This window comes from Streptomyces sp. NPDC021100 (assembly GCF_044333095.1).
In the GTDB taxonomy this organism is placed as follows: domain Bacteria; phylum Actinomycetota; class Actinomycetes; order Streptomycetales; family Streptomycetaceae; genus Streptomyces.
On record NZ_JBIRQH010000002.1, the window covers coordinates 1 to 23,494 of the forward strand.

Annotated in this window: 16 protein-coding genes and 1 pseudogene; 6 read left to right on the forward strand and 11 right to left on the reverse strand. The window is 72.9% G+C overall.

Going from position 1 to position 23,494, the window contains the following annotated elements; all coding sequences use genetic code 11:
• Positions 1-277 precede the first annotated feature (277 nt).
• From ACH4PU_RS03695 to ACH4PU_RS03715, 5 genes are all read right to left on the reverse strand, one after another.
• The gene (locus ACH4PU_RS03695) at positions 278-1,966 is read right to left on the reverse strand and encodes an alpha/beta hydrolase (protein ID WP_398265405.1); all 1,689 of its coding nucleotides are present in this window, start codon (positions 1,964-1,966) and stop codon (positions 278-280) included.
• Between the two features lie 28 nt (positions 1,967-1,994).
• The gene (locus tag ACH4PU_RS03700) at positions 1,995-4,793 is read right to left on the reverse strand and encodes an aminotransferase class I/II-fold pyridoxal phosphate-dependent enzyme (RefSeq protein ID WP_398265408.1); all 2,799 of its coding nucleotides are present in this window, start codon (positions 4,791-4,793) and stop codon (positions 1,995-1,997) included.
• Between the two features lie 173 nt (positions 4,794-4,966).
• Entirely contained in the window at positions 4,967-6,322 is a 1,356-nt protein-coding gene (locus tag ACH4PU_RS03705) for a diacylglycerol/lipid kinase family protein (protein ID WP_398265410.1), read from the reverse strand.
• A gap of 565 nt (positions 6,323-6,887) precedes the next feature.
• Positions 6,888-8,153, reverse strand: coding sequence for a hypothetical protein (locus ACH4PU_RS03710; protein WP_398265413.1), 1,266 nt, complete (start codon positions 8,151-8,153; stop codon positions 6,888-6,890).
• A gap of 243 nt (positions 8,154-8,396) precedes the next feature.
• The gene (locus tag ACH4PU_RS03715) at positions 8,397-9,524 is read right to left on the reverse strand and encodes an amidase domain-containing protein (RefSeq protein WP_398265416.1); all 1,128 of its coding nucleotides are present in this window, start codon (positions 9,522-9,524) and stop codon (positions 8,397-8,399) included.
• 190 nt (positions 9,525-9,714) lie between these two features.
• Here ACH4PU_RS03715 and ACH4PU_RS03720 point away from each other — a divergent pair, with 190 nt between their 5' ends.
• Both ACH4PU_RS03720 and ACH4PU_RS03725 read left to right on the forward strand, forming a co-directional pair.
• Entirely contained in the window at positions 9,715-10,920 is a 1,206-nt protein-coding gene (locus tag ACH4PU_RS03720) for an alpha/beta hydrolase family protein (protein ID WP_398265419.1), read from the forward strand.
• An 80-nt stretch (positions 10,921-11,000) separates the two neighbouring features.
• Positions 11,001-11,803: pseudogene (locus ACH4PU_RS03725) on the forward strand (phosphotransferase family protein).
• On the opposite strand, the gene ACH4PU_RS03730 reads toward ACH4PU_RS03725, so the two are convergent.
• Positions 11,794-12,090 (reverse strand): DUF3303 family protein, encoded by a 297-nt coding sequence (locus ACH4PU_RS03730; RefSeq protein ID WP_398265422.1) that lies wholly within the window; start codon positions 12,088-12,090, stop codon positions 11,794-11,796. The pseudogene ACH4PU_RS03725 and the gene ACH4PU_RS03730 sit on opposite strands and share 10 nt — an antisense overlap.
• 246 nt (positions 12,091-12,336) lie before the next feature.
• Here ACH4PU_RS03730 and ACH4PU_RS03735 point away from each other — a divergent pair, with 246 nt between their 5' ends.
• Together ACH4PU_RS03735 and ACH4PU_RS03740 are read left to right on the forward strand one after the other, a co-directional pair.
• Positions 12,337-12,981, forward strand: coding sequence for a DUF4360 domain-containing protein (locus ACH4PU_RS03735; protein WP_398265425.1), 645 nt, complete (start codon positions 12,337-12,339; stop codon positions 12,979-12,981).
• Positions 12,982-13,030: 49 nt separating this feature from the next.
• Positions 13,031-13,696, forward strand: coding sequence for a DUF4360 domain-containing protein (locus ACH4PU_RS03740; protein ID WP_398265428.1), 666 nt, complete (start codon positions 13,031-13,033; stop codon positions 13,694-13,696).
• A gap of 84 nt (positions 13,697-13,780) precedes the next feature.
• Here ACH4PU_RS03740 and ACH4PU_RS03745 read toward each other — a convergent pair whose 3' ends face one another.
• From ACH4PU_RS03745 to ACH4PU_RS03755, 3 genes are all read right to left on the reverse strand, one after another.
• Positions 13,781-15,232, reverse strand: a complete 1,452-nt coding sequence (locus ACH4PU_RS03745; protein ID WP_398265431.1) for an MFS transporter — start codon at positions 15,230-15,232, stop codon at positions 13,781-13,783.
• A gap of 296 nt (positions 15,233-15,528) precedes the next feature.
• Positions 15,529-16,053, reverse strand: coding sequence for a TerD family protein (locus ACH4PU_RS03750; protein ID WP_398265434.1), 525 nt, complete (start codon positions 16,051-16,053; stop codon positions 15,529-15,531).
• 134 nt (positions 16,054-16,187) lie between these two features.
• Positions 16,188-16,889: a molybdopterin-dependent oxidoreductase gene (locus ACH4PU_RS03755; protein WP_398265437.1), complete on the reverse strand. Its 702-nt coding sequence runs from the start codon at positions 16,887-16,889 to the stop codon at positions 16,188-16,190.
• Between the two features lie 259 nt (positions 16,890-17,148).
• On the opposite strand from ACH4PU_RS03755, the gene ACH4PU_RS03760 reads away from it, so the two are divergent.
• Positions 17,149-19,467: a collagenase gene (locus tag ACH4PU_RS03760; protein WP_398265440.1), complete on the forward strand. Its 2,319-nt coding sequence runs from the start codon at positions 17,149-17,151 to the stop codon at positions 19,465-19,467.
• A gap of 53 nt (positions 19,468-19,520) precedes the next feature.
• Here the strand turns inward: ACH4PU_RS03760 and ACH4PU_RS03765 are convergent, their stop codons facing one another.
• Together ACH4PU_RS03765 and ACH4PU_RS03770 are read right to left on the reverse strand one after the other, a co-directional pair.
• Positions 19,521-20,921 (reverse strand): FAD-dependent oxidoreductase, encoded by a 1,401-nt coding sequence (locus tag ACH4PU_RS03765; RefSeq protein WP_398265443.1) that lies wholly within the window; start codon positions 20,919-20,921, stop codon positions 19,521-19,523.
• 88 nt (positions 20,922-21,009) lie between these two features.
• Positions 21,010-21,990, reverse strand: coding sequence for a TetR/AcrR family transcriptional regulator C-terminal domain-containing protein (locus ACH4PU_RS03770; RefSeq protein ID WP_398265446.1), 981 nt, complete (start codon positions 21,988-21,990; stop codon positions 21,010-21,012).
• A gap of 205 nt (positions 21,991-22,195) precedes the next feature.
• Here ACH4PU_RS03770 and ACH4PU_RS03775 point away from each other — a divergent pair, with 205 nt between their 5' ends.
• Positions 22,196-23,410, forward strand: a complete 1,215-nt coding sequence (locus tag ACH4PU_RS03775; RefSeq protein ID WP_398265449.1) for an FAD-dependent monooxygenase — start codon at positions 22,196-22,198, stop codon at positions 23,408-23,410.
• The last annotated feature ends 84 nt before the right edge of the window (positions 23,411-23,494 follow it).

The following is a 23,494-nucleotide window of genomic DNA, read 5'->3' on the forward strand; positions in this document are numbered from 1 at the left end:
ACATGATCAGGCGGAGGCCGCCTCAGCGTCCGACGAATGCTCAGGTCAGCGACCCAGTTCGAGGCACATTTCGACGCCAGGGGTTAAAGAACAAGGTGAGCGGGTGTTCCCGATCCCCGGTTCCGGGGCGGGCAGGCGGCCTGCGCCGGCCCTGTGTCAGGTCCGCGCCGGCCCGGCCGCCCTGCGCGACCTGGCGGCGGAGAAGTGCGGTCCGGCTTGAGGACCAGGGCCACCGCTTCGGACTCCTGCCGCCGCTCACCCACGACGAGCCCGGTTCCTACCGCAGGATGTCCCGGAGGCGGGCGAGGTCCCGGTCGGTGAGGCCGGAGGGGCGCAGGACGGCGTTCCAGCCGTCGGCGTACGCGGCCCGGTAGGTGTGGCCGTGGCCGTCGGGTACCCCGGTGGCGAACGGGAGGTCGGCGGTCACCTGCCAGAACGTCACGAAGGGGACCCAGAACATGCTCTCCAGTACGTCGTGGCCCGGAGCTTCGCCGATCCAGTCCGGCTCCGCGTACATCAGTCGCGGGCTCCACCAGACGATGGGGTCCGAAGCGTGCAGGAGGTACAGCACCCGGGTGCCCTCCCACGGTGTGTGCGACGGCGGGGCGGCCACCGCGGCATCGGAGGCGAAGCGCACGGTGCGCCCGTTCTTGTAGACCGGCTGGATCTCGGGGCTGCCGGCCTCGCGGTGATCGCTGAACTCCCGGAACAGGGCGTTGAAGTTGGGCGGGCCGACGAAGAGCGCGCCCTGGGTGCGGTTGCGGAGGTCGTACTCCCCGCTGAAGGCGGTCTCCCCGCCGAACGACCCAAGGCTCTCACCCGCGACGTACAGCCGTGGCCTGCTGTCGGCCGGGAGCTTGGACCAGGCGTCGTAGACCGCGTCGAAGAGTTCGCGGCCCGCCTCGCGGGCCTTGGACCGGTCGACGAGGTACGACATCCACGACGGCAGGTAGGAGTACTGGAGCGCCACGGTCGCGGAGTCGCCGCCGGTGAGGTACTCGAAGCCGTCCACGGCGGCGGGATCGACCCAGCCGCTGCCGGTCGTCGTCATGACGAGGAGGTTGTGGCGCCGGAGCCCGCCGGCGCGGCGCAGGTCGGCGACCGCGCGGGCGGCCCGGGTCTCGGTGTCGTCCGCCGTGTGGAGCCCCGCGTACGAGCGGACGGGCTCCTGTGCCGGGCGGTGGGTGAACCGCTCGATCTCGACGGCCGAAGGGCCTCCGGCCGCGAAGGCGCGCCCGTTCCTGCCCAGCGAGTCCCACGGCACGAGCGAGCCGGGGCCGCCTGATCGCAGGGCGGTCACCGGTCGGCGCACCCCCTCCTCGGTCCGCCTGTCGCGGAGCGAGAACGCCTGGTTCGCGGCGGCGACCAGACCGTCGAGGAGCAGACCGCTGAAGAGCAGGACGAACACGACGGCCACGAGGATTCCGCCGACCGCCTTCGCGGCCCGCTCGCCGGTCCAGCGGCGAAGGAGGCGGACCGTCCAGCGGTGGGCCCGGCGGATACCGCGGGCGGCCAGCAGGATGATCCAGAACAGGACGAGCGCCACCAGGGGCATGGCGATCGTCTGGAGCCGGCTGTGGTCCGTGACGCCCAGCAGCCGGCGGATCCGGTGCTGCCAGTACTGCCCGAGGCCGAACGCGGTGCCGAGCAGGACGAGTGCGGTGACGAGGAAGATCCGCCAGGACCGGCGTCGCGCGGGACGCGGTCCGCGGTCGGCGAAGGCCCGCCAGATCCACGCGGCGGTCACACCGAGCGCGTAACCGATCGCGGCGAGGATCCCGGAGATCACCCCTTGGAGGATCCCGGCGCGCGGCAGGAGCGACGGGGTGAAGGACAGACACGCGAGGAGCAGCGCTCCGCAGGCGCCGGGCAGGGTGGTGTGCCACGTCGCAGGCTGTGCGCCGGCCTCGCGCCGCCGGCCGTCACCGGGTGGCGGCGCGCCCGCCGCCGTCGGCTCCTGGTTCATGGGCCCTCCGGCCGGGTCTTCACGCGCGTCAGGGCCGTTCGGTCGCCGGCCTGCCGTTCCCGTCGGGTTGCCGGGGGGTGCCGCCGCTCCCGCCCGCCAGTGACGACGGCACGAACACCCGGTAGCCCCGCACCGGGTCGTATCCGTGGATCTCCTTGGTGTCCAGGGCGTCCATGAAGTCGAGGATGTCCTCGCTGAACTCCTGTCCCGGGACCAGGATCGGGAAGCCGGGCGGGTACGGGGTGACGAAGATGGCCGACACGACCGGCAGCCCGGCGTCGACCCGGCGTCGTGCCTCGTCGGCCGGCACGAACTCGCACAACTCCTCCCGGTACGCCATGTAGTAGGCCCTGCGCATGTCCCCGTCGGCCGCGGCACCGGCGGGGTCGGCGCGGAACGTGGCGTGGAACCGCGAGAAGTCCGGCAAGGGCGGGTGGTCTTGGGCGAGTTGACGGACCCGGAGATCGAAGGCGCGCTTCCGCTCGGGCGTCATCCGGCCGGTGGCGGTCTCCAGTTCCTCCGCGATCCCGATCAGCGCCCTCAGCAGCCGGGCGACGGCGGTGCGGGTCGTGCCGATGTTCGTCATGGCCAGGACCGTGTTGCGCGTGGTCTTGTTGACCTGGATTCCCCAACGGTCCATCAGGTGCACGCGTTTGAAGGTGTCGCCGTCGATGCCGGTCGCCGAGATCTCGATGGTCACCCGGCACGGGTCGAGGACGAACTCGTCGACGCCCCATGCCTCTTCCATCGCCACCGGCCCGGCACGGACAGGGCACTCGGTGCCCCACGGCCGGTACTCGTCCGGGATCAGGTCGCCGCTGGAGAGCACGGTGAAGTACCGTGCGAGGAGAGGGTGTTCCGCGATCCGGTCACGGAGTGTCATGGCGATCTCGACCTGTCGCGCGACCAGCTCGAAGCCTTCCAGCTCGACCTGCCGCCGGCCGACGTCGAGGGATGCCAGCACCTGGTAGTTCGGAGAGGTCGAGGTGTGGGTCATATACGCCTCGTGGAACGCCTCCTCGCTCCGCCGGACGAAGTCGTCGTCGTAGACGTGGATCATCGATCCCTGGCGCAGTGAGGTCAGGGTCTTGTGCGTCGACTGCGTGGCGTACGCGCGGATCCGCACCTCGTCCGGGTCCGGGAGCAGCGGCTCCCGCACCAGCTCGTCGTCCGTCATGCCCCGGATCCGCTCCCGGTGCCGCTCGTACTCCCTCCGGTACTCCGCCGTACCGAAGCGCTCGGTCAGCCGGGCCGCGGCCGCCATGGCGGTGCGCCGCCGGTAGACCGGGTGGAAGCGGGCGAACGCGAACCAGGCCTCGTCCCAGAGGAACACCAGGTCGGGCTTGATCGCGAGGCACTCGGCCATCACCCGTTCCACGTCGTACACGACGCCGTCGAAGGTGCAGTTGGTGAGCGAGATCAGGGCGACCCGGTCGAGCCTGCCCTCGCGCCGGTAGGTCAGCAGGGTCCGCTTGATGTCGGCCAGCGGGATCGCGCCGTACATGGAGTAGGCGTCGATCGAGTAGCTGTCGAGGTAGGCGACGTTCGAACCGGCCAGCACCTGCGCGTAGTGATGCGACTTGTGGCAGTTGCGGTCCACCAGGACGACATCGCCCGGGGCCACGAGGGCCTGAGTGACGATCTTGTTCGCGGTGGAGGTCCCGTTGGTCACGAAGTAGGTCCGCCGCGCACCGAAGGCGCGCGCGGCCAGGTCCTGCGCCTCCCTGATCGCGCCTTGTGGTTCGAGGAGCGAGTCCAGTCCCCCGGCGGTCGCCGATGTCTCGGCCAGGAAGATGTTCAGCCCGTAGAAGTCGCACATGTCGTGGATCCACGGCGAGCGGACCACCGAGTTCCCGCGCGACACCGGCATCGCGTGGAACACCCCGGCCGGCTTGCGGGCGTAGTCGAGGAGGGCCGAGTAGAAGGGCGTCCGGTACCGCCGGGCGACCCCGCGCAGAATCGTCAGGTGCAGGTCCAGGACGTCCTCCTGCTGGAGGAAGACCGAGTCGAACTCCCGCCCGACCTGCGCCGTGAGCTGTTCGACCGACGCCTGCTCGACGAGGTGGAGGTCCACCTCCGGCCGTACCTCGCGTACCTGCCGGGCCAGTGCGCGGGCTCGCTCCGCCGCGGTGAAGCAGTCGAGGTCCGGATGGCCGGCCGGGGGCACGAGCTGGTGCAGCCACGTCAGGTCGGCAGCCGAACGGTTGCGGAAGTCGGGCCTGACCACGACCGCCTGGATCCACGGGTTGACGAGGATCGCCACCGTCGCGTCGACGAAGCTGGGCACCGCGACGATGTCGTACACGAACGCGTCCTCGCGACGGCGCACCGCACGCAGCTCGCGGCGGATCCTCGTCTCCTCCGCCTCGGAGAGATCGGCGACCACCAGCACGTCGAACCGGGGGCGCCGGTCCTGGGCGGGGCGCGTCGCGTCGGCGCTCCCGTCCTCCGTCCCCGTCACGGCGGCCGTCGGGATCGGCACGTCGCCGATCAGGCCGCGGCCGATCCGCTCCGCCGTCCGGCTCAGTTCGAGGTACGACTCGGATGCCTGCCCGCGCAGCGTTTCGGCCACCTGCCGCCCGGGACGGCTGAAGTAGGCGGCGAGCACCTCGACGTCCGCGAGCGTCCGGTCGAGGACCGCCTGCGCCTCGGCCCGCTCGGCGGCGCCGAGGCCGGGCGCCGCCAGTCTGCGGGCGGTGTCCGCGATCGACCACCAGAGATCGGTCTGCAGTTGCGCGACGCTGTTGTAGGCGGAGACTCCCTGCCCGGCCGCGGCGTGATCGGTTCGCCGCGCCGCGGGCCCGGCGGATGCCGTCGACGGTTCCATGAGGATGAACTCCCTGGCCTCGGCGTGTACAGGGCGATGCTAGGTTCCCCCGCCCGCGGCCGCATTCCGGCCGTCGGCCCCGGCTCGACGGCGGCGGGCCGGGGATCGTCGGCATCCGCGTCGAAGACACGGCGCGGGCAGCCGCTCTCTCCGCGCTCCCTCGAGGGCACGCGTCACCCCCGGGGCTCCCTGCCCCGGACGTCGGTACGGCCGAATGCCAGGTCGACGATCCGCCGCCAGTTCACCGGTGGCGGAGGTACGACGACGCCCGGGCGGTCGCGTGGCACCAGGACCCGCAGCGCGCCCCGGCGCAGCGTGCACACGACCGGGGTGGGCATGCGCAACGCCTCCCCGTCGATCGCCACGGGGATCTCGTCCGTCTCCGCGGTCACCTCGACCCTCCGGGCGGTGAGCACCGTCAGTCCTGGGGACCAGGTGCCCCGGACGGCCAGGTCGGCCGCTTGTGCCGCGTCTTCGACGCGGATGCCGATCACTCCCAGTTCGCCGCCGTCGAGCCGGGGCCGGCGGGCACCGCTACTGAGCGCGTCGGGTGAGGCGTAGGGGTTGTTGCTGACGAGCAGTGCCTGCTGGGACGAGAGCCGGGTGTCGTCGGCCCGCGCCCGCAGGCGTCCTACGCCCTCGCCGAGCAGGAGGTCCGGCGTGCGGGCCAGCGCCGTGCCCGCCTTGTCGTCGCGGTACTCGGGCCGTTGCACGATGTCGGCGTAGACCCCGAAGGAGACGGTGTTGACGAAGGCCCGGCCCGCGACGTCGCCGAGGTCGACGCGGAGTTCCTCGCCGTCGGTCAGGGCGTCGAGGCAGCGGGAGGGGTCGGAGCGGTCGAGGCCGAGGTCCATCGCGAAGTGGTTGCGGGTGCCGGCGCAGACCACGAGGAACGGCAGGTCGTGCTCGGCGGCGACCGCCGCGACCAGGGCCTGGGTGCCGTCGCCGCCCGCGACGCCGAGCAGGTCCGCGCCGTCCGCCACGGCACCGCGGGCCAGTTCGGCGACGTCGGCCGGCGCCGACGGGTCGAGCAGGATCACCCGCGCGCCGAGCTCCCGCGCCCGCTCGGCCAGGGCGAAGCGGCCGACCTTCCCTCCCCCGGACTTCGGATTCATGATCAGGACCGGATGTTCCGGCCGGGACGCGGGAGCCGCCCGCATCCACCGCTCCCGAGACGATCTGCGCAGCGCCTCCCGGGCGCAGGCCAATGCCACGCCCCAGCACAGGACCAGGATCAGCGCCGTCAGCCAGAGACCGTCGTGGGCGAAGAGGACGAGGACGGCGACGGGCGCGGCCACCGCGAGGAGCGCGCCGAGCAGCCGCGCCGGGCCACGGTACGCCACGAACCACCACGCACCCACGGCACAGATGATCAGCCCGAGGAGCCCGGCCCCGACGACCACCAGCCCGCCCTCGCCCAGTGCCGGCACGAGAACGGCCAGCGAGCCGACCGCCGCGAGCACCGCCAGGCGCGCGAGCAGCCGCGCGGGCCCGCCCGCGTCGGAGCCGGTCTCATGTGTCCTGCCCATGGGATGCCCTTCGCGCCGAGTCCGGCCGTGGCCGGTCCGAGGACCAGCCTGCACACTCCCGGACCGGAGGGCATCCCCGCAGGGCCAGGAGGTTGAAGCGGACGGGTCCGCGCCCGCGCCACCGGCCCGCTGCTCGACCGCGGCCCCGCGGAAGTTGAGCGACGGCGGCGGCAGGCGGGGCCGGACCGGGCCGTGCACCTGCGTACTCGTCCACGGCACGCACAGCGCGGGAGCGTACTGGCCGCCCGTCGCGCAGGAGCTGAGCCTGCGCGGCCACCGCGTGGTCGCCGTCGATCTCCCCCCGCACGGCTCGCAGGCCTTTGTGCCGGAGTCGTACCAGCGCTTCGGCAAGGACCGGACGACCGCCACGAAGCTCCAGGACCGGATGATCGCGGAGGCGGATGCCCGCACGCCCCGCAACCGCTTCCAAGTCCTCGACTTCCCGGCCGCCCCCCATCGGCCCGCTCGACCCCGCGCCGGTGGCGGGCGCACTGGCGGCGCTCGCCCCGTAGGCGACGCCGGGGCCCGGGGCGGCCCCATGACGGCCCCGGGCCGGATCCGACGTCTACTTCACGATCGACTTCCAGTCCGGGGACTGCGCCGGGTCGAGCCCGCGCAGCCGGGCCAGGACGTCCGGGTCCTGGACGTCCAGCCAGTCGGCCAGTTGCTTGAAGGAGACGCAGCGGACGCCGTCGCGTTTGCAGACGGACTTCACGACGTCCTCTATGGACTTCATGTATATGCCGCCGTTCCAGTCCTCGAAGTGGTTGCCGATGAACAGCGGCGCCCGGCTTCCGTGGTAGACGCGCTCGAAGCCGTTGAGGTAGCCGTCCCGGGTCAGTTTCCGCCACTCGGCGTACTTCTTCGGGTCGCCCTCGGTGTTGTCACCGGACTGGTTGTAGAGGAAGTTGAAGTCCATGGACAGGACCTGCTTCTCGCTCTTGGGGTAGGGCAGGAGCTGTAGCGGGAAGTTCCATATGCCGTCGATCTGGGACGGCCATATCTGGAAGTCGCCGGGCGAGCTGGCGTCGTAGCGCCAGTCGAACTGCCGCGCCGCCTTGAGCAGGTTCTTCTGACCCTCCAGGCACGGCGCCCGGCCGCCGGCCAGCTCCTTCTCGTAGTCGAAGGGGAGCGGCGGCAGGTCCTTGTAGCCGGTGTTCGTCTTCCAGTGCTGGACGAAGGAGTACGCCTGCTCGATCTCGCTCTTCCACTCCGTCTCGCTCCAGTCGCCGCCGCCCTTCTTGCCGCAGAAGTGGCCGTTGAAGTGCGTGCCGATCTCGTTGCCGTCGAGCCAGGCCCCGCGGAGTTGCTGGAGGGTGTCCCGGATGTGGGCGTCCGTCGCGTAGGAGATCGCGGATTCGCCCGGCTTGTGCTGCGGGGGCTTGTACAGGGTCGCCTTGGACTTGGGCAGCAGATAGGTGCCGGTGAGGAAGAACGTCATGGTGGCGTTGTTCTCCTTGGCGACCTCGCGGAAGTGCGAGAAGAGGTGGTCGTCGCCCTCCAGGGCGCCGTCCCAGGAGAAGACGACGAACTGCGGGGGCTTCTCCCCCGGCTTCAGCTTCTCGGGCTTCGGCTGCTTCGGCTGGGGGCCGGTGTAGGACGTGGAGCCGTCGCCGAGCACCTTGACCTTGCCGTCCCACTTCTCCTCCGGCTTGCGGCGGTTCTGCGGCCGGCTCTTGTGGGCGGAGGCGGAGTCCTGCGACGCGCTCCGCGAGGGCGACGCCGAGGAATCCTTTCCGCCGCCCTTCCCGCCGGAGTCTCCCCCGGAGTCGCAGCCCGACAGGCCGAGTGCGACAGTGGCCGCGGCGACCAGGGCCGTCGCACGCTGCATGGTCCTCTTCGACACCTTCGTACCCCCTGGCACCAAAACACACATTCCGGCCCCAGTATCACAGGGGCCACTGCTTCGACTTCCCCCCACCCTGTCTCCATTCGGACATTCACCATCAAAAGCGGCATAATCCATGGGTGGTCAGGGCGCGGGGAGACCAGTGGGTCCGGCCGGGGAAACCGGACCGGGCCCACCTCCCGGCCGCGCGGCGAGCGGTGCCCGCCCGCCGCGCGGCGGCACCGGTCAGGTGCGGTAGGCGTAGTAGACCGCGTCCGGGTAGGACGCGATGATGCTCGCGACCGACTTCCGGTAGGTGTTGGTGGAGTGGTACGTGAGGTACGGGAGGCCGTACCGGCTGCGGTACGTCACCATCATGGAGTGGTCCTTCGACCCGTCACCGTCGAAGTCCATCTGCATGACGTCGCCGACCTCGAGCTGGTAGACGTTGGCCAGGCTGGTGACGCGCTTGGAGTTGAGCGCGTACCACGACCACTCGTTGACGCCGACCCAGCTGTCGGACTGGTCGGAGGAGCCGTACCACCACTTGCGGTAGTCGTCCGCCGGGCCGGTCTCGGGCTTCCAGCCGCCGGCCTTCAGGGCCTGGCTGAGGAAGTTGGTGCAGTCGCCGCCGGCCTCGTTGAACTTCCGGTAGGACGGGTTGTAGTTCCGCCAGTACTTCTCGGTGTACGCGGCCATGGCCGCGTAGTCGACGCCGGCCTTGGCGCGCTTGGGCACCGACTGGTTCGTCCACGCCGTGGAGGCGCGGGGGGCGCTGGGCGTGGGGCCGAGGGAGGCGACGCGCTTCCGGACCGTGGGGTCGTTGATGGCGAGGGGACCGTCGTCGTCGGTCGTCAGGGCCGTGAGCTCCCAGGTGCCGCCCGGGCGGGCGGTGAAGCGGGCCTCGTGCCGGGCCTTGAAGCCGGTCGTGACCGGCTCGTCGCCGCGGACCTTCTTGTACGTGAGCGTGGTGGTCTCGGTGAGCCGCACGACCGCCCGGCCGCCGGCGGAGCTGGTCCCGTCCACGGTGACCTGCGTGTCCGCCTTGGTGTACGCCTCGTGGAGCCCGGCGAGCCGCTTCTTGCGCGCCTGGAGGGTGGTCAGCCCGGCCTGCTCCGTCTTGGCCGCGGCCGCGGCCAGCCGCACCTTGCGGTCGAGCTGGGTGGCTATTCGCGGCGTCTTCACCGAGTCGAGCAGCGCCGACGTGCGCTCGGTCAGCAGGGTGTCCGCGGCCCGGCCGAAGGAGGCGATGGTCGCCTTGTCCACCGTACCGGCCTTGGGCGCCGCGCTCGCGGCGGAGGCGGGCACCAGCACCGCCGGCACGGCCATGGCCAGCACGGCTCCGACGGCTGCTCTGAGAGTGGTTGGTTTCATGAAGTTTCCCCTTGTCACCCGGTCCACACGGACCGGGCACGGAATCTTCGCACGAGCCTCCGACGCCCGGAATGCTGGCCCCCGCATCCATCCCGGCCCCCGTGACGGCCCGTCCGCCGGGGCCGCCCCGGGCCCGGCGGACGGCGGAAAACCGCTGCCCCGGAGGGACCTTGTGACCTAGGGTCCAGACATGACGAGACTCCGCAGGGCGGCCTCGGCCGCCGCACTCGCCTGTCTGCTTCCCCTGACCGCGACCGTCACCGCCGCCTCCGCCGCCACGGAGGCCCCCGGGACACCGGCCACCGTCACCGCCGCTCCCCCGGAGGCGAGCACCGCGCCCCGGCTCCCGGACCCCACCGGGCCGTACGCCGTCGGCCGTTCGACCTTCCACCTCGTCGACCACGGCCGCAAGGACCTCTGGGTCCCGGAGGCGGACGGCCGCGAGCTGATGGTCGACATCACCTACCCGGCACGCCCCGGAGTCGGCCCGACCGCCCCGTACGCCACCACGGAGGAGGCCCGCCTGCTCCTGAAGAACCGTGAACTGGACAAGGTCATACCGGCGGTACGGTTCAGCGCGACGCGCACGCACAGCCGCGTCGACGCGCCCCCGGTGGGCGGGCGCCATCCGCTGGTGGTGCTCTCCCCGGGCTTCAGCGTCGCCCGCTACACCATCACCGCCCTGGCCGAGGACCTGGCGAGCCGGGGATACGTCGTGGCCTCGATCGACCACGCCTACGAGTCGGTGGGGACGCTGTTCCCCGGCGGCCGGATGCTGACCTGCGTGGCGTGCGAGAAGGCCAGGACGGAGAAGGACTTCCACGCGGCCGTGGCCAACCGGGCCAAGGACGCCTCCTTCGTCCTGGACCGGCTGACGGGGGCCCGTTCACCCTGGAAACACGCCGATCTGATCGACCGTCAGCGCGTGGGTGCGGCCGGGCACTCGCTCGGCGGCGCGACCGCGGCGGCCGTCATGGCGGCCGATCCCCGGGTGCGGGCCGGTGTGAACATGGACGGCTCCTTCCAGGGGGCGGTACCCCCCGGCGGGCTCGGCGGCCGGCCGTTCATGATGCTCGGCACCGACGACGGGATCCACCGCCCGGGCGGTGAGGACAAGTCCTGGGACGAGGCGTGGCGTCGGCTGGATGGCTGGAAGCGGTGGCTGACGGTGGCCGGCGCGGACCACTTCTCGTTCTCCGACTTCCCCTTCCTCGGCGACCAGTTGCTGCCGCCGGGGACCCCGTATCCGGGCTCCGGCCTCTCCGGCCGGCGGTCGCTGGACATCACCCGCTCCTACGTCGCCGCCTTCTTCGACCGGCATCTGCGGGGGATCCCGCAACCGCTGCTCGCGGGCCCGACGCGCGCCAACCCGGAAGTACGGTTCAACCGGCCCTGACGAGGGAGTGACAGGTGACGGCGGTCCGCCCCTCCGATGGGCAAGCGGCGCTCGCGGCACGGCTGTCGGCCGAGGACGGGATGGAACCGGCCGTGCACGAGGGCCAGTTCCACCGTGTGCTGGTCGGCGCGCGGCGGGTGGTCTGCCTCCCGCGCACCCCGGCCGCGGCGGCCCGGCTCCCCGCCCGCGCGGCGGTGCTGCGGGCGGTCGGCCGGGCGGGCCTGCCGTTCGCCGTCCCGTCGCCGCTCTGCGTCGAGGACGGCACCGGCGGGCCGGCCCACCTGGTGCTCACCCGGGTGCCGGGCGCGCCGCTGGAGCCGTCCGCGCTCGCCCGGCCGAGGCCGCCGACGCCGCGGCCCGGCAGTTCGCCGCGCTGCTGACGGCGCTCGGCCGCGCGGGCGGGGAGCCGGGGCCGCGCGGGGAGCTGCCGGAGGCCCCCCGCGACGAGTGGCGCCGGTTCGCGTCCGGGGTCCGCGCGGAGCTGTTCCCGCTGCTGTCCGCCGCCGGACGGGCGCGGGCGGAGCGGGAGCTGGCGGCGGCCGAGGCGCTGCCGTACGTGTCGGGCGCCCTGGTCCACGGCGACCTGGGCGGCGAGAACGTGCTGTGGGAGACGGAGGGCGGGCTCCCCGTGCTGCGCGGGGTGGTCGACTGGGACGAGGCCGCGATCGGCGACCCGGCCGTGGACCTGGCCGCCGTCGCCGCCTCGTACGGCGACGCGTTCCTGCGGCGCGTGGTGGCGTCGGCCGGCCCCGCCCTGTGCGGTGCGGCCGGCCGGGTGGCGGCGGTCCGCGGGACCTTCGCGCTCCAGCAGGCGCTGTCCGCGCTCCGGGACGGCGACGCGGAGGAACTGGCGGACGGGCTACGGGGTTACGGTCACGCCTGAGACAGCGCGCCGAGCCCCTCCCACAGGTCGTCGGCGTTCATGACGGGGTGCAGTTCGACCTCGGCCTCCATGCCGAGGAAGAACTGCTCGACGAGTGCCGGCATTTCGGCGGGCTCCCGCATCTCGAAGACCAGGAAGCAGGTGCGTCCGCCGTCCATGCAGGTGAAGTAGGCGGCTTCGGGGCGGAGCCGGTCCAGGACGCCCCGCATGGTGTCGGCCATGGTGCCGTTCCTGATCGCCTCGTTGGCGGCGGGGGTGTCCAGCCGGGCCCTGAGCAGAGTACGCATGGCGTTCTCCTTCGGCACGGCGTGCCGCGCCCGGCGCTCGGGTTCCGCGCCGGTCGGAGCGCGGGACGTCCCTTCCACGGTCCCTCCGGGCGGCCGGGGAGGCAAGGCCGGGCCTCAGGGGGGAGGCCGCGGCGGGGCCGCCCGGCGGAGACCGGCCACATCGGCTCAACCTGACCTGTACATGACCCCCTGGCAGTGGTGGCATGTCTCGCGCAGTCACTCGGCGGAGCAGCTGGAGGCATCCCCATGTGGAAAGCGGCACTCATCGGCACCGCGGCCGTGGCACTCGTCGCCACCGCCTTCTCCCCCCAGGCCACGGCGGCCGAAGGCACGCCGCCACCGGGCAGAATCCAGATCGACGTGGTCTCCGTCAACGGATCGGGCTGCCCGGCCGGGACCGCGGCCGTCGCCGTGGCGGGCGACAACACGGCCTTCACCGTCTCCTACAGCAACTACCTGGCCCAGGTCGGCGTCGGTTCGAAGCCCACCGACTTCCGGAAGAACTGCCAGCTCGGCCTGAACGTCCACGTCCCGCAGGGCTACACCTACGCCATCGCCAAGGCGGACTACCGCGGGTTCGCCCATCTGCAGAGCGGGGCGACGGGCCTGGAGAAGGCCAGCTACTACTTCCAGGGCATGCAGCAGACGACCTCCACCAACCACCGCTTCAGCGGCCCCTTCAGCGACGACTGGCAGACCACCGACGTGACGGACGTCGACGCCCTGGTCTACGCGCCCTGCGGCGTCCAGCGGATCCTCAACGTCAACACCGAGCTGCGGGTGAGCGCCGGCACCTCCGACCCGGCGTCGACCACCAGCTTCATGGCGATGGACTCGGCCGACGGCAGCGTCAACACCCTCTACCACTTCGAGTGGAAGCAGTGTTCCTGATCCGTGCCTCATCCGTGCTTCCGGGCGCGGCGCTGTGGGAGGGGACTTCATGCGCGGACGCACCAAGCTCAGACCGGCCGTGCTCGGCGGCGCCGTGGCGGCCCTGCTGACCGTCGCGGCCCCGCCGGCGGGCGCCACTCCGTTCGGGGTGCCGCCGCCGGACAAGGTCGTGATCGACGTGGTGACCGTCAACGGATCGGGGTGCCCGGCGGGGACCGCGAACGTGGCGGTGTCGCCCGACAACACGGCCTTCACCGTGTCGTACAGCGACTACGTGGCCCAGGTGGGCGTCGGCTCCAAGCCGACCGACGCCCGCCGGAACTGCCAGCTCAGCCTGAACGTCCACGTCCCGCAGGGCTTCACGTACGCGGTCGCGCGGGCGGACTACCGCGGTTTCGCGCACCTGGAGAAGGGGGCCGCGGGGCTGGAGCGGGCGAACTACTACTTCCAGGGGATGCAGCAGACCTCGTTCGTCAACCACCACTTCACCGGTCCGCTCAACGACAACTGGCAGACGTCCGACACCACGGACATCGACGCGCTGGTCTACGCGCCCTGCGGGGCGATGCGCTACTTCAACATCAACACCGAGCTGCGGGTGGACGCCGGCACCTCGGACACCTCCAAGACGTCCAGCTTCCTGATGATGGACTCGACGGACGGCAACATCAGCACCCTCTACCACTTCGCCTGGAAGCAGTGCCCCGCGGAGTGAGACGTCCCGGGGTACGGACCGGCCCGCCCGGCGACGGACGACGTCGCCGGGCGGGCCGGAACCACGGGGAGGCCGGGCAGCGCCTCAGTCGTGCGCCTCGGCCTCCACCGGCTTCGGGATCAGGAAGGACGTCCCGATCGCGAGGGCCAGGATCACCACACCGGCGATCATGCCGGCGACGTACCCGCCGGGCGAGGACGCGTCGGATGGCGCCATGGCCGTCTTGACGGCGTAGAGCGCGGCGAAGCTGAGCCCCGCGCCGAGGTTGAAGGCGCCCGCGTTCAGGCCGGGCAGGAAACCGGGGTTCTCCTTGGGCGAGAGCACGATGCCCAGTCCGTTGAGGACGATGTTGGCCACACCCGCGTAGGTGACGCCCACCAGCAGCGAGGTGACCAGCAGCAGGACCCGCGAGTCGGCCGGCACGGTCACGATCATCAGGACGACGGAGATCACGGCGCCGACGAGGCCCAGGCGCAGCACCCGTCCGTAGCCGTAGGTGGCGGCGAGCCGTCCGGCCACCGGTCCCATGGCCAGTCCGGCGAGCGCGTACGGGGTGAGGGTCCACCAGGCGGACTCGCTCGCGCTCATGCCGAGGCCGGCCTGCGCGTCCTGGGCGAACGCCGGGATCAGGCCGTTCATGACGGCGAACACGCCGGTCATGGTGAGCACGGTGGTGAGCAGAGTGGCCCAGGTGGCGCGCTGCTTCAGGTGGTGGGTGGCGACCAGCGGGTTCGGCGAGCGGTCCTCGGTGCGCCAGAAGAGGGCGAAGGCGAGCGCGGCCACCACGACGAGCCCGACGACGAGCGTCCAGTCGGCGGCCTCCAGCTTCCCGGCCTCGTTGAGGGCGACGAGCAGCGAGCCGACGGAGACGACGAGGAGGCCGACGCCGGGCCAGTCCATCCGGTGGGCCGACGGGACCCTGGTCTCGGGGGTCATGGTGGCGACCATGACGGTGGCGATGAGGGCGACGACGGCCATCGCCCAGAAGACGGCCTGGAAGCCGTGGTGGTCGGCGAGGTAGCCGCCGCCGAGGGAGTCCACGCCCGCGATGCCGCCGTTGACGGCCGTGATCACGCCGAGCAGGGTGCCGTAGCGCTTGGGCTCGGGCACCTCGACGCGGAGCATGATCAGGGCGAGCGGCACGGTCGGGCCGGACGCGCCCTGGATGACGCGGCCGAGGAAGAGGACGGCCACGCTGTGCGCCAGCGCGGCGACGACGCAGCCCACGGCCATCAGGGCGAGCATCCCGATCAGCACCTTGCGGCGCCCGAGGATGTCGCCGAGGCGCGGGAGGAACAGGGAGAACAGCGCCGCGGAGGTGAAGAACGCGGTCTGGGTGAGACCGATCTCCGCGGACGTGGCGCCGAGGCTGTCCTCGATGCTCTTCAGCGCGGGGCTGAGCATGCTCGCGTTGAGCTGGAAGGCGATGCAGGCCGTGAGGAGGGCGGTGACCAGGACGGCCACCCGGGTGGTGCGGCCGGCCGGGGGGCCGGTGGTGCCATCGGCGCCGCGATGGCCGGTGTGAGAAACGTTCATGCCTCGACGTCTTCGTGGGGGGCGACTCCCGCTGTCCGATGGGACAGCGGCGGAGCGGAGCGCGTCGGGTGTGCGGCATCGTCTCCGCCGTCCGCGGCGCGGGCCGTTCCGTCGGCCGGAACGAACCTGGTCACGAACCGCCCGTACGTCCAGTCCGTGCCCAAAGGTACCTGTTGTGGACCGTTGACCGGAGTCGGCCGTTCCGCTCCAGGGCCGGACAGCTCCCTCACGTCACCCGGTGACGCCCACGTCGTCACCGACCGCTACGAAGACCCCGGGAAGGCCGCCGCCTCCCGTCAGGCGGCGCCCATGGTCTCCGCGAACGCCTCCGGATCGGCGTCGAAGCCGCGGAGGAGCGGGCGGAACGACCACAGCCCGGCGGCGTCGCGGACGAACTCGCCCACCGTGGCCGCGGTGGACCCGCCGACGGACGCGAAGTCCTCCTCCGCCAGCACCTCGTACCCGGCCACGATCTGCACCCGGGGCGCGGCCACGTCCGCGAAGGTGAGCCGGCCGTCGGTCTGCTGGGCGGCCACGCCGACGACGACGCGCCCGTTGGCGTCGGCCATCCGGAAGAGCTCGACGGTCATCACCTCGTCCCAGCCCAGCCCCTTGCCGTTGCGGCTGTCGCGGTTGAGGGTGACCGTACCGTCGGGCGAGCGGCGGCCGAAGTGCACGAGCTGGGCCGGGGCGCCGTGCGGGTCGTCGGCCCTGAGGACGGCGATCACCAGGTCGAGGTCGTGCGGATCGGCGCCGTAGGGCGCGGGATCCCACTTCAGCCGCACCTCGGCCTTCTCGATGCCCTTGCCGAAAACGCTCACGCGTCGTCCCTCCCCGCGGTCCGGTGCCTGTGTCCCCACATGATGGCGTGCGGCGGGGCGGCCCCGGAAGGGGAATCGGACGGCACCGCACGGTGGGGGGACGCGGAAGACGGACGGCGGCCGGGGCGCCGGGGTCAGGACTTCCGGTAGCACCGCCGCATCCACGGCAGGGCCGTGGACCACAACCGCCGCCACACCGGCCCAGGGAGGAACCGGCTGCGCTCCTCCCGCGCCACCCGCCCGTACGGGTGCTGGAGCAGCCGGGTGGAAGGGGCGGCGTAACGGCGGCGGTACTCCAGGGCGACGACGTGCTTGACGCTCTTGTAGCCGTACTCCTCGGGGGCCACCAGCCGCACGGGGGCGCCGTGGGCGGCGGTCAGGGGTGCGCCGTCCAGCCGGTCGGCCAGCAGGACGCCGTCGTCCTGGGCTGCGCGGCGCCGGCAGTCGCGGTAGCCGTCCAGGCCGGTGACCAGCAGCCAGCGGGCGCGCGGATGGGGCCGGACGGTCTCGGCGATCAGCCGTTCGACCGCGTGGAAGGGGACGCCCTCCCAGGTGAGGTCCCGCGCGCTCCAGGTCGACACGCAGTGCAGGTCGCCGTGGCGGGTGCGGCGCGGGGCGGCCCGGCGCAGCAGGTCGTCGAGGTCGAACTGGGCGGGGTGGGCCACGTCGCCGCCCACGGCCAGGACCGGCCGCTCGGGGACGGTGACGTGACGGCCGGCGAACTGCGGGGGTCCGAAGCGTTCGAAGGCGGTGACGTGCTGGCCGGGGGGCAGCGGCCGGTCCGGTCCGTGCCCGCGTTCCCCGTCCCCGGTGCTCACAGGGTCTGTGGGGTTCATGGGACCAGGCTGCCACCGGGGCGGGGTCGGCGCCCTCCGGGAGCCGCGGGCTTCGGGGCGGTAGGCGCCGGTTCGTCCCGCGAGCGCCGGACCGCCTCCCCGGCCACTTCTCTCCTGACGTCTTGTCAATGCAATGTCACATTACTACGTTACGCATCACACAGCGCTCAGCGGCCGTCTCCCCCAAGCACCCCGTATCAGGGGGCAGTTCGGCCTCTTCTCACATCCCCCCACATATCCCCCCACTCTGGAGACAACGGTGTCCCGACACAGACCTGTCCGCCGCAGCCTCGCCGCCGGCGCCCTCGCCGCGGCCCTGTTCGGCCCGGCCGTTCCCCAGGCCGTCGCCGTACCGGCGGCCCCGCCCGGCCACCCGGCCCCGAAGACGGCGGCGGCGGCCGGTCCGGACTCCGGGCACGACCGGGCCGACCGCCTCGCCCGGGCGCCCCGCCCGGCCGCCCGCCCTCTGCCGGCCCCCGGCGGCCTTCCCGACGGCCGGGTGGCGGGCGCCCGTACGCCCACCGGTCCCGGCACGACGTCCCACCCGGGTCTGGCCCCCTGCACGCTCGACGGCATCACCGGCCTGGGGCCCGAGGCGTTCGCGGACTTCCTCGCCGATCCGGCCGTCACGGCGGACGGCTGCCTCCGCACCCTCATCTGGACCTGGGACGCCCGGCTCGCCCCCGTCATGTCCAAGGCGCACGTCCAGGCCGTCTCCCGCCGGATATCCGCCCTCGCGCCCCGGCACGACGGCCGCGACGGCAGCCACCTGCTGGAGATGCTCACCTACCTGCACGCCGTCGTGTACCACGACTTCTCGCGCCCGGAGATCGACGTCACGGACCCGCCGACCGCCGAGGCCATGCGCCGCGCGCTCAGCGCCTTCGGCGGCGCGGCTCACAGCTTCGACGTGACGCGCTCCAACGCGGAGAGCCTGCGCGAGGCCCTGTACGCGGGCAGCGGACCCGGCCTGCGGCAGTCGCAACTCGGCCTGATCCGCAAGGTCCTGGCGACCATGGACCCGTACCACACCACGACGTACAAGGACCCGTCCTGGGCCGGCGCCGCGCTCGCCGGGCTGTCCGTCAACTACCTGGGCCTGTACCCGGGCAACAAGGACACCGCGTTCCGCACCGTCGTCACCCGCAACGCCGCGTACCGCGAGGCGTTCCGCAAGTTCGCCGGCTACACGCACCTGAAGGGCACGCCCAACGAGTGGGTGGTGCGGGACGCCGTCGCCGAGTACGGCCGCTTCGGCGAGGTCGACGCGCTGCGCAAGGAGACGGTGTCCGGCCTCGGCGCACTGCTGCCCGTCGTCGAGCGGAACTTCGGCGCGCTCGGCTCACCGTGGGCCAAGGCGGCGGGCTGGCTGGTCTACTACCAGTCCTGTGCCGCCTACAGCGTCTGCAAGCCGGACATCGAGCGGCGCCTGTTCCCCGTCACGTACACCTACGACGGGGGCGGCATGAAGGTGCGCACCGCCCTGGACCGGGCCACGGTCGACCGGCTGTACTACGCGAGCAAGCAGGTGAAGGCCCAGTTCCACCGGGTGCTCGGCACCGACAGACCTCTGACGGGTGACGTCAACTCCACCCTGAACATCGTCCTGTACGCCTCGCGCGCCCAGTACGAGGACTTCCAGCCGCTGCTCACCGGCCTGAGCACGAACAACGGCGGCATGTACATCGAGCAGGGCGCGACCTTCTACACGTACCAGCGGCGCGTCCCGCAGGACTCCTCGCTGACCCTGGAGGAGCTCTTCCGGCACGAGTACACCCACTACCTCAACGGCCGGTGGGCCGTGCCCGGCCTGTTCGGCGAAGGCCCCTGGTACCAGGGCGACCGGACCACCGCGATGGACGAGGGCACGGCGGAGTTCTTCGCCGGCGCCACCCGCGGCGACGGCGTCAAGGTGCGCAAGTCCCTGGTCCGCGGCGTCATCAAGGACACCGCGAACGGCGGCCCGCGGATGAGCGTCGACCGGCTGCTGCACGCCACGTACGACGGCGACGGCTTCCGCTTCTACGACTACGCGGGCACCTTCTTCGAGTTCCTCTGGACCGAACGGCCGTCGCTGCTGCGGGAGATGTACGGCCTGCTGCGGGCGGACGACCCGGCCGGGTTCGACGCCTGGCGCGATCGGATGGGCAAGGACGCGGGGCTCCAGCGCGCCTACGACGCCTTCCTCGACCAGCGGATCGCCGAGGTGGACCGGCTGTACGTGCCCAGCACCGACGTCATCCCCAACGACCGGCTGCGGGACGCCTCCCCCGAGGCCGTGCGTGCGTCCCTGGTCTCGGCCGCCTCACTGACGCCGGACTGCGTCGCGGGACCCGACCCGTCGGTGCGGCGCTTCGTGTGCACCGGCCGGATCACCGCGCGGCTCACGGACGCGGCCGACCCCGACCGGGTGTTCCGCGACATGTCGGGCACGGTCGACTACTTCATCCTGGAGCGGGCCCGGCCGGCCTCCACCAACCTGGAGGAGATGAACTGCTCCTTCGGCCCGGTGGACGTCTGGTCCGACGGCCGGGGCGGGACCGCCGACTACTCCTGTGAAGGGCCGCTGCGCAGCTGAGCGGCCGCACCGGGCGGGCCGGCGGCGGTTGACCGCGCCGCCGGCCCGCCCGGTCACCGTTCGGCGCCGGTCTCCGGTTCCATCGGCGGTTCGACGGGCGCCTGCGGCTCGGGGCGCACCAGGACGGCCCGGGCGACGGCCGGCGCGAAGAGGGCGGACGGCGGTACGACGAGCCCCGTCATCGCCCGGAAGGCGGCTCCGACGACCGGGTCGCCGGTGGCCCTGCGGACGACCCGGGACATGTACCAGGCGCCGGGCCGGTCGACGGCCCGGACCCCGGCCGCGTTCCCGACGGCGGAGGGCAGCAGCCGGTCGCCGCCCGCGGAGATGTTCCACGGCGGGCGGACGGTCGCGCACAGCGCCCGCTGCACCCGCCGGGTCGTCGGGACCCGGCGGGTGTCGTCCAGCGCCTCCCGCAGGGCCAGGGCGCTCAGCGCCGCCACGGACATGCCCTGCCCGTAGACGGGGTTGAAGGCGCACAGCGCCTCCCCGGCGGCGAGGAAGCCCGCCGGCCGGCGGCCCGGAAGGTCGTAGCGGCGGCGGACGTTGGCGGTCGCCCGGTAGCCGTGGGCGGGGGTGAGCGGCTCGGCCTTGTCGATCCACTCGCCGAAGACGGGGTGCGGGAGGCGGTCGGCGAAGGCCCGGAACCCGGCGTCGTCGGTGGGTGGTTCGCAGCCCCGGAGCCCGGAGAGCAGGACGGTCCAGCGGTCCCCCTCCATCGGCAGGATGAGCCCGCCGTACGGCTGGGTGGCGTCGGGGACGATGTAGATGCCCCGGAACGGAACGTCCGCGTTGCCGCCGGCCCGGTAGAAGCGGGTGGCGTAGGCGAGTCCGGTGTCGATCCGCTCCTCGTGGGGCGGTTCGGCGCCGAGGTCCGTCAGCCAGCCGGGGGCCCGGGAGGAGCGGCCGGAGGCGTCCAGTACCAGGTCGGCCGCCAGCGTGCCGGGTTCCTCCCCCGCCCGCCCGGCGCCCCGGGCCCGGAGCCGGACGCCCCGCACCCGGTCGGCGTCGCCGGCCAGACCGGTGACCTCCGTGCCGTCGACGAGCCGGATCCGGGGATCGGCCAGGACCCGGCGGCGTACGACCCAGTCGACCAGCGGACGGGACGCGCTGACGAAGCGGATGGTGGCGGGGGTGCGGCGGTACCACCGCCCGGCCTGCCAGTGCAGCAGTTCGTCGGGCATCCCGATCGCCGGGGCACCGTGCCCGCGCAGCTCGTCCATGACCCCGGGCAGCAGCCGGTCCAGCGCCTGCCGCCCGCTCTCCAGCAGCACGTGCGTGTGCCGGTCCTGCGGCAGCCCGGCCCGGTGATCCGGCCCGTCGGGATAGCGGTCGCGTTCGACGATGGTCACCGTGTCGGCGTGATCCGCCAGCACATACGCCGCGAGCAGCCCGCTCAGGCTCCCTCCGACCACCACCGCGTGCCGCCCCGGCGCCCCTGCCGTCTCGCCCACGCTCAACCCCCAACTCCGGCCGCCCCCGCTCCCGCGGCGGAGCGGACTCCTTCCCCCGAGCAGGGCCACGTTACCGGGCACGCGGGCCTCACGGGGTGGCGGTTCCTCCGCTCCCGGCCTCCGCGAGGAGCGCGGCGACCCCGTCCAGGAAGCGCCGCAGGCCGAACTCGAAGACGTCGTCGAGCTCGAACTCGTAGGGGACGGCGGTGAACCGCGCCATGGCGGGGAAGCGTCCGCCGGCCAGGATCCGCCGGAGGGCGGGTTCCTGGGTGTCCATCCACGTGTCGCCGTCCATCCCGGTCAGGTCCTCCGCCTCCTGCTCGGCCTCGATGTCGACGGCGGTGCCACGGATGTAGTTGACCAGCGTCAGGTGGGTGGAGAAGACCGTCGCGGCGTCCAGCCCCCGGCCGTCCAGGGCGCCGAGCACCCATTCGGTGAACGGCAGGGCGCTGGGCACCAGTTGGGGGCGGGTCACCGAGAGGGCCGGGGCGAGCCAGGGGTGGCGGCGGAACACCCGCCACAGCAGCCGGGCCGCGACGGTCAGCCGCTCCCGCCAGTCGTCCGGCGGTACGTCCGGGAACGGGGTCCGGGCGAAGGCGGCCTCCATCATCCGCAGCAACAGGGCGTCCTTGTCGCCCACATGCCGGTAGAGCGACATGGTCGCCACGCCGAGACCGGTGGCGACCCGCCGCATCGAGACGGCGGACAGCCCCTCGGCGTCGGCGACGGCCAGGGCGGCCTCGACGATCCGTTCGAGCGAGAGCCCCTGATCCGTACCGCTCCCCCGCCGGGCCTCGGCGGCCTGCCGAACGGCGGGACGGCGGTCGGCGGTCCCCGGACGCCGGGGCGGCGGGGCGACGACGGTGCCCACCCCCGGGACGGCGTGGACCAGCCCCTCGTGACGGAGTTCGGTGAGCGCCTTGGTCGCGGTCGCCATGGCGACACCCCACTGCCGGGTGATCTCGCGCGTCGAGGGAACCCGGTCCCCCGGCGCCAGCTCGCCCGTCGCGATGCGCCTCCGGATCTCCCCGGCGATCCGCCCCGAGCGCGACCCCGTACCCCGATCCACGTTTCCGCCCCTCCCGCACTAGTGCACCTCGAAGGGCATCACCGTAGCGGTGGAGGGCGGGTGACGCCCCGGCCGGCCGCCCGGCGCGGTACATCGCACCCCCGGCGCACTAGTGCATCAGCACCTCAACACACCCTTCTGAACAGCGAGTTCACCGAGACGAGACGCCTTGCCGAACCCCGGCGTACGCCGTACATTCCTCGCCATGCAGAACACCGACATCCTGATCTCCGGCGGAGGCATCGCCGGCCCCGCGCTCGCGTACTGGCTGGGCCGGGCGGGCTTCTCCGTCACCGTCGTCGAACGGGCGGCCGCGCCGAGGTCCGGCGGCCAGGCCGTGGACCTCCGCGGCGCCGGCCGGACCGTCGTGTCCCGGATGGGGCTCCTGGAACAGGCGCGGGGGCTCGGCCTCGACCAGCGCGGCTTCGCCTACGTCGACGCCTCCGGCCGGATCTCCGCGCGGATGACGGCGGACAGCTTCGGCGGAGAGGGGATCATCTCCGAGATAGAGATCCTCCGCGGCGACCTGGCCCGCCTGCTGTACGAGGCGACCGGACCCGGGCAGGACACCGAGTACCTGTTCGACGACACGATCACGGAGCTCGTCGAGGACGAGCAGGGCGTCACGGTCGCGTTCCGGTCCGCGGGCACCCGCCGGTTCGGGCTCGTCGTCGGGGCGGACGGCCTCCACTCGGCGGTGCGCGGCCTCGCGTTCGGGCCCGAGCGGGAGCACGTCCGGCCGCTGGACCTGTACACGGCGTGGTTCACCGCCACGGACGGTCCCGACCTCGACGGCTGGTTCATGATGCACAACGCGCCCGGCGGACGCGTCGCCTCCGCACGGCCGGGCCGGCGGCCCGGCGAGATCAAGGCGGGCCTGAGCTTCCGTTCACCGCCGCTCACCGTCGGCCGCCAGGACGTGGCCGCCCAGCAGGCGCTGCTCACCGAGCGCTTCACGGGGGTCGGCTGGGAGACGCCGTACCTGCTGCGGGCGATGCGCGACGCGCCCGACTTCTTCTTCGACTCGGTGGGCCAGGTGCGCCTCGACCGGTGGTCCCGGGGCCGGGTGGCGCTGCTCGGTGACGCGGGGTACTGCCCGACGCCGCTCACCGGGCTGGGCACCAGCCTGGCGCTGGTCGGCGCGTACGTCCTGGCGGGCGAACTGGTCGCCACCGGCGGCGACCACCGGGTCGCGTTCCCGCGCTACGACCGCGTGATGCGGCCGTACGTCGACCGGGCCCGGGAGCTGCCGCCCGGCGGCGCGGCGGGGTACGCGCCGATGAGCGCGCTGGGCATCCGGCTGCGGAACCTCTCGATGCGCCAGGTGAACCGGTGGCCGATGCGGAACCTGCTGGCCGCCCAGTTCGCCAAGGCGGGGGACATCGACCTGCCCGAGTACCCGGTCGCCGCGGGGCGGTGACCCGCCGGCCGCCGGGTCCCCGCCGGTGCCGGTCCGCCCCCGTCGTCCGCCCGCCCTACGCTCCGCCGCGTGGCGGGTCCGTAC

What these genes read in the sequence shown, in the direction of transcription:
- ACH4PU_RS03695 (WP_398265405.1), bottom strand. Translation starts at nt 1,966, where the DNA reads ATGAACCAGGAGCCGACGGCGGCGGGCGCGCCGCCACCCGGTGACGGC.
- ACH4PU_RS03700 (WP_398265408.1), bottom strand. Translation starts at nt 4,793, where the DNA reads ATGGAACCGTCGACGGCATCCGCCGGGCCCGCGGCGCGGCGAACCGAT.
- ACH4PU_RS03705 (WP_398265410.1), bottom strand. Translation starts at nt 6,322, where the DNA reads ATGGGCAGGACACATGAGACCGGCTCCGACGCGGGCGGGCCCGCGCGG.
- ACH4PU_RS03710 (WP_398265413.1), bottom strand. Translation starts at nt 8,153, where the DNA reads ATGCAGCGTGCGACGGCCCTGGTCGCCGCGGCCACTGTCGCACTCGGC.
- ACH4PU_RS03715 (WP_398265416.1), bottom strand. Translation starts at nt 9,524, where the DNA reads ATGAAACCAACCACTCTCAGAGCAGCCGTCGGAGCCGTGCTGGCCATG.
- ACH4PU_RS03720 (WP_398265419.1), top strand. Translation starts at nt 9,715, where the DNA reads ATGACGAGACTCCGCAGGGCGGCCTCGGCCGCCGCACTCGCCTGTCTG.
- ACH4PU_RS03730 (WP_398265422.1), bottom strand. Translation starts at nt 12,090, where the DNA reads ATGCGTACTCTGCTCAGGGCCCGGCTGGACACCCCCGCCGCCAACGAG.
- ACH4PU_RS03735 (WP_398265425.1), top strand. Translation starts at nt 12,337, where the DNA reads ATGTGGAAAGCGGCACTCATCGGCACCGCGGCCGTGGCACTCGTCGCC.
- ACH4PU_RS03740 (WP_398265428.1), top strand. Translation starts at nt 13,031, where the DNA reads ATGCGCGGACGCACCAAGCTCAGACCGGCCGTGCTCGGCGGCGCCGTG.
- ACH4PU_RS03745 (WP_398265431.1), bottom strand. Translation starts at nt 15,232, where the DNA reads ATGAACGTTTCTCACACCGGCCATCGCGGCGCCGATGGCACCACCGGC.
- ACH4PU_RS03755 (WP_398265437.1), bottom strand. Translation starts at nt 16,889, where the DNA reads ATGAACCCCACAGACCCTGTGAGCACCGGGGACGGGGAACGCGGGCAC.
- ACH4PU_RS03775 (WP_398265449.1), top strand. Translation starts at nt 22,196, where the DNA reads ATGCAGAACACCGACATCCTGATCTCCGGCGGAGGCATCGCCGGCCCC.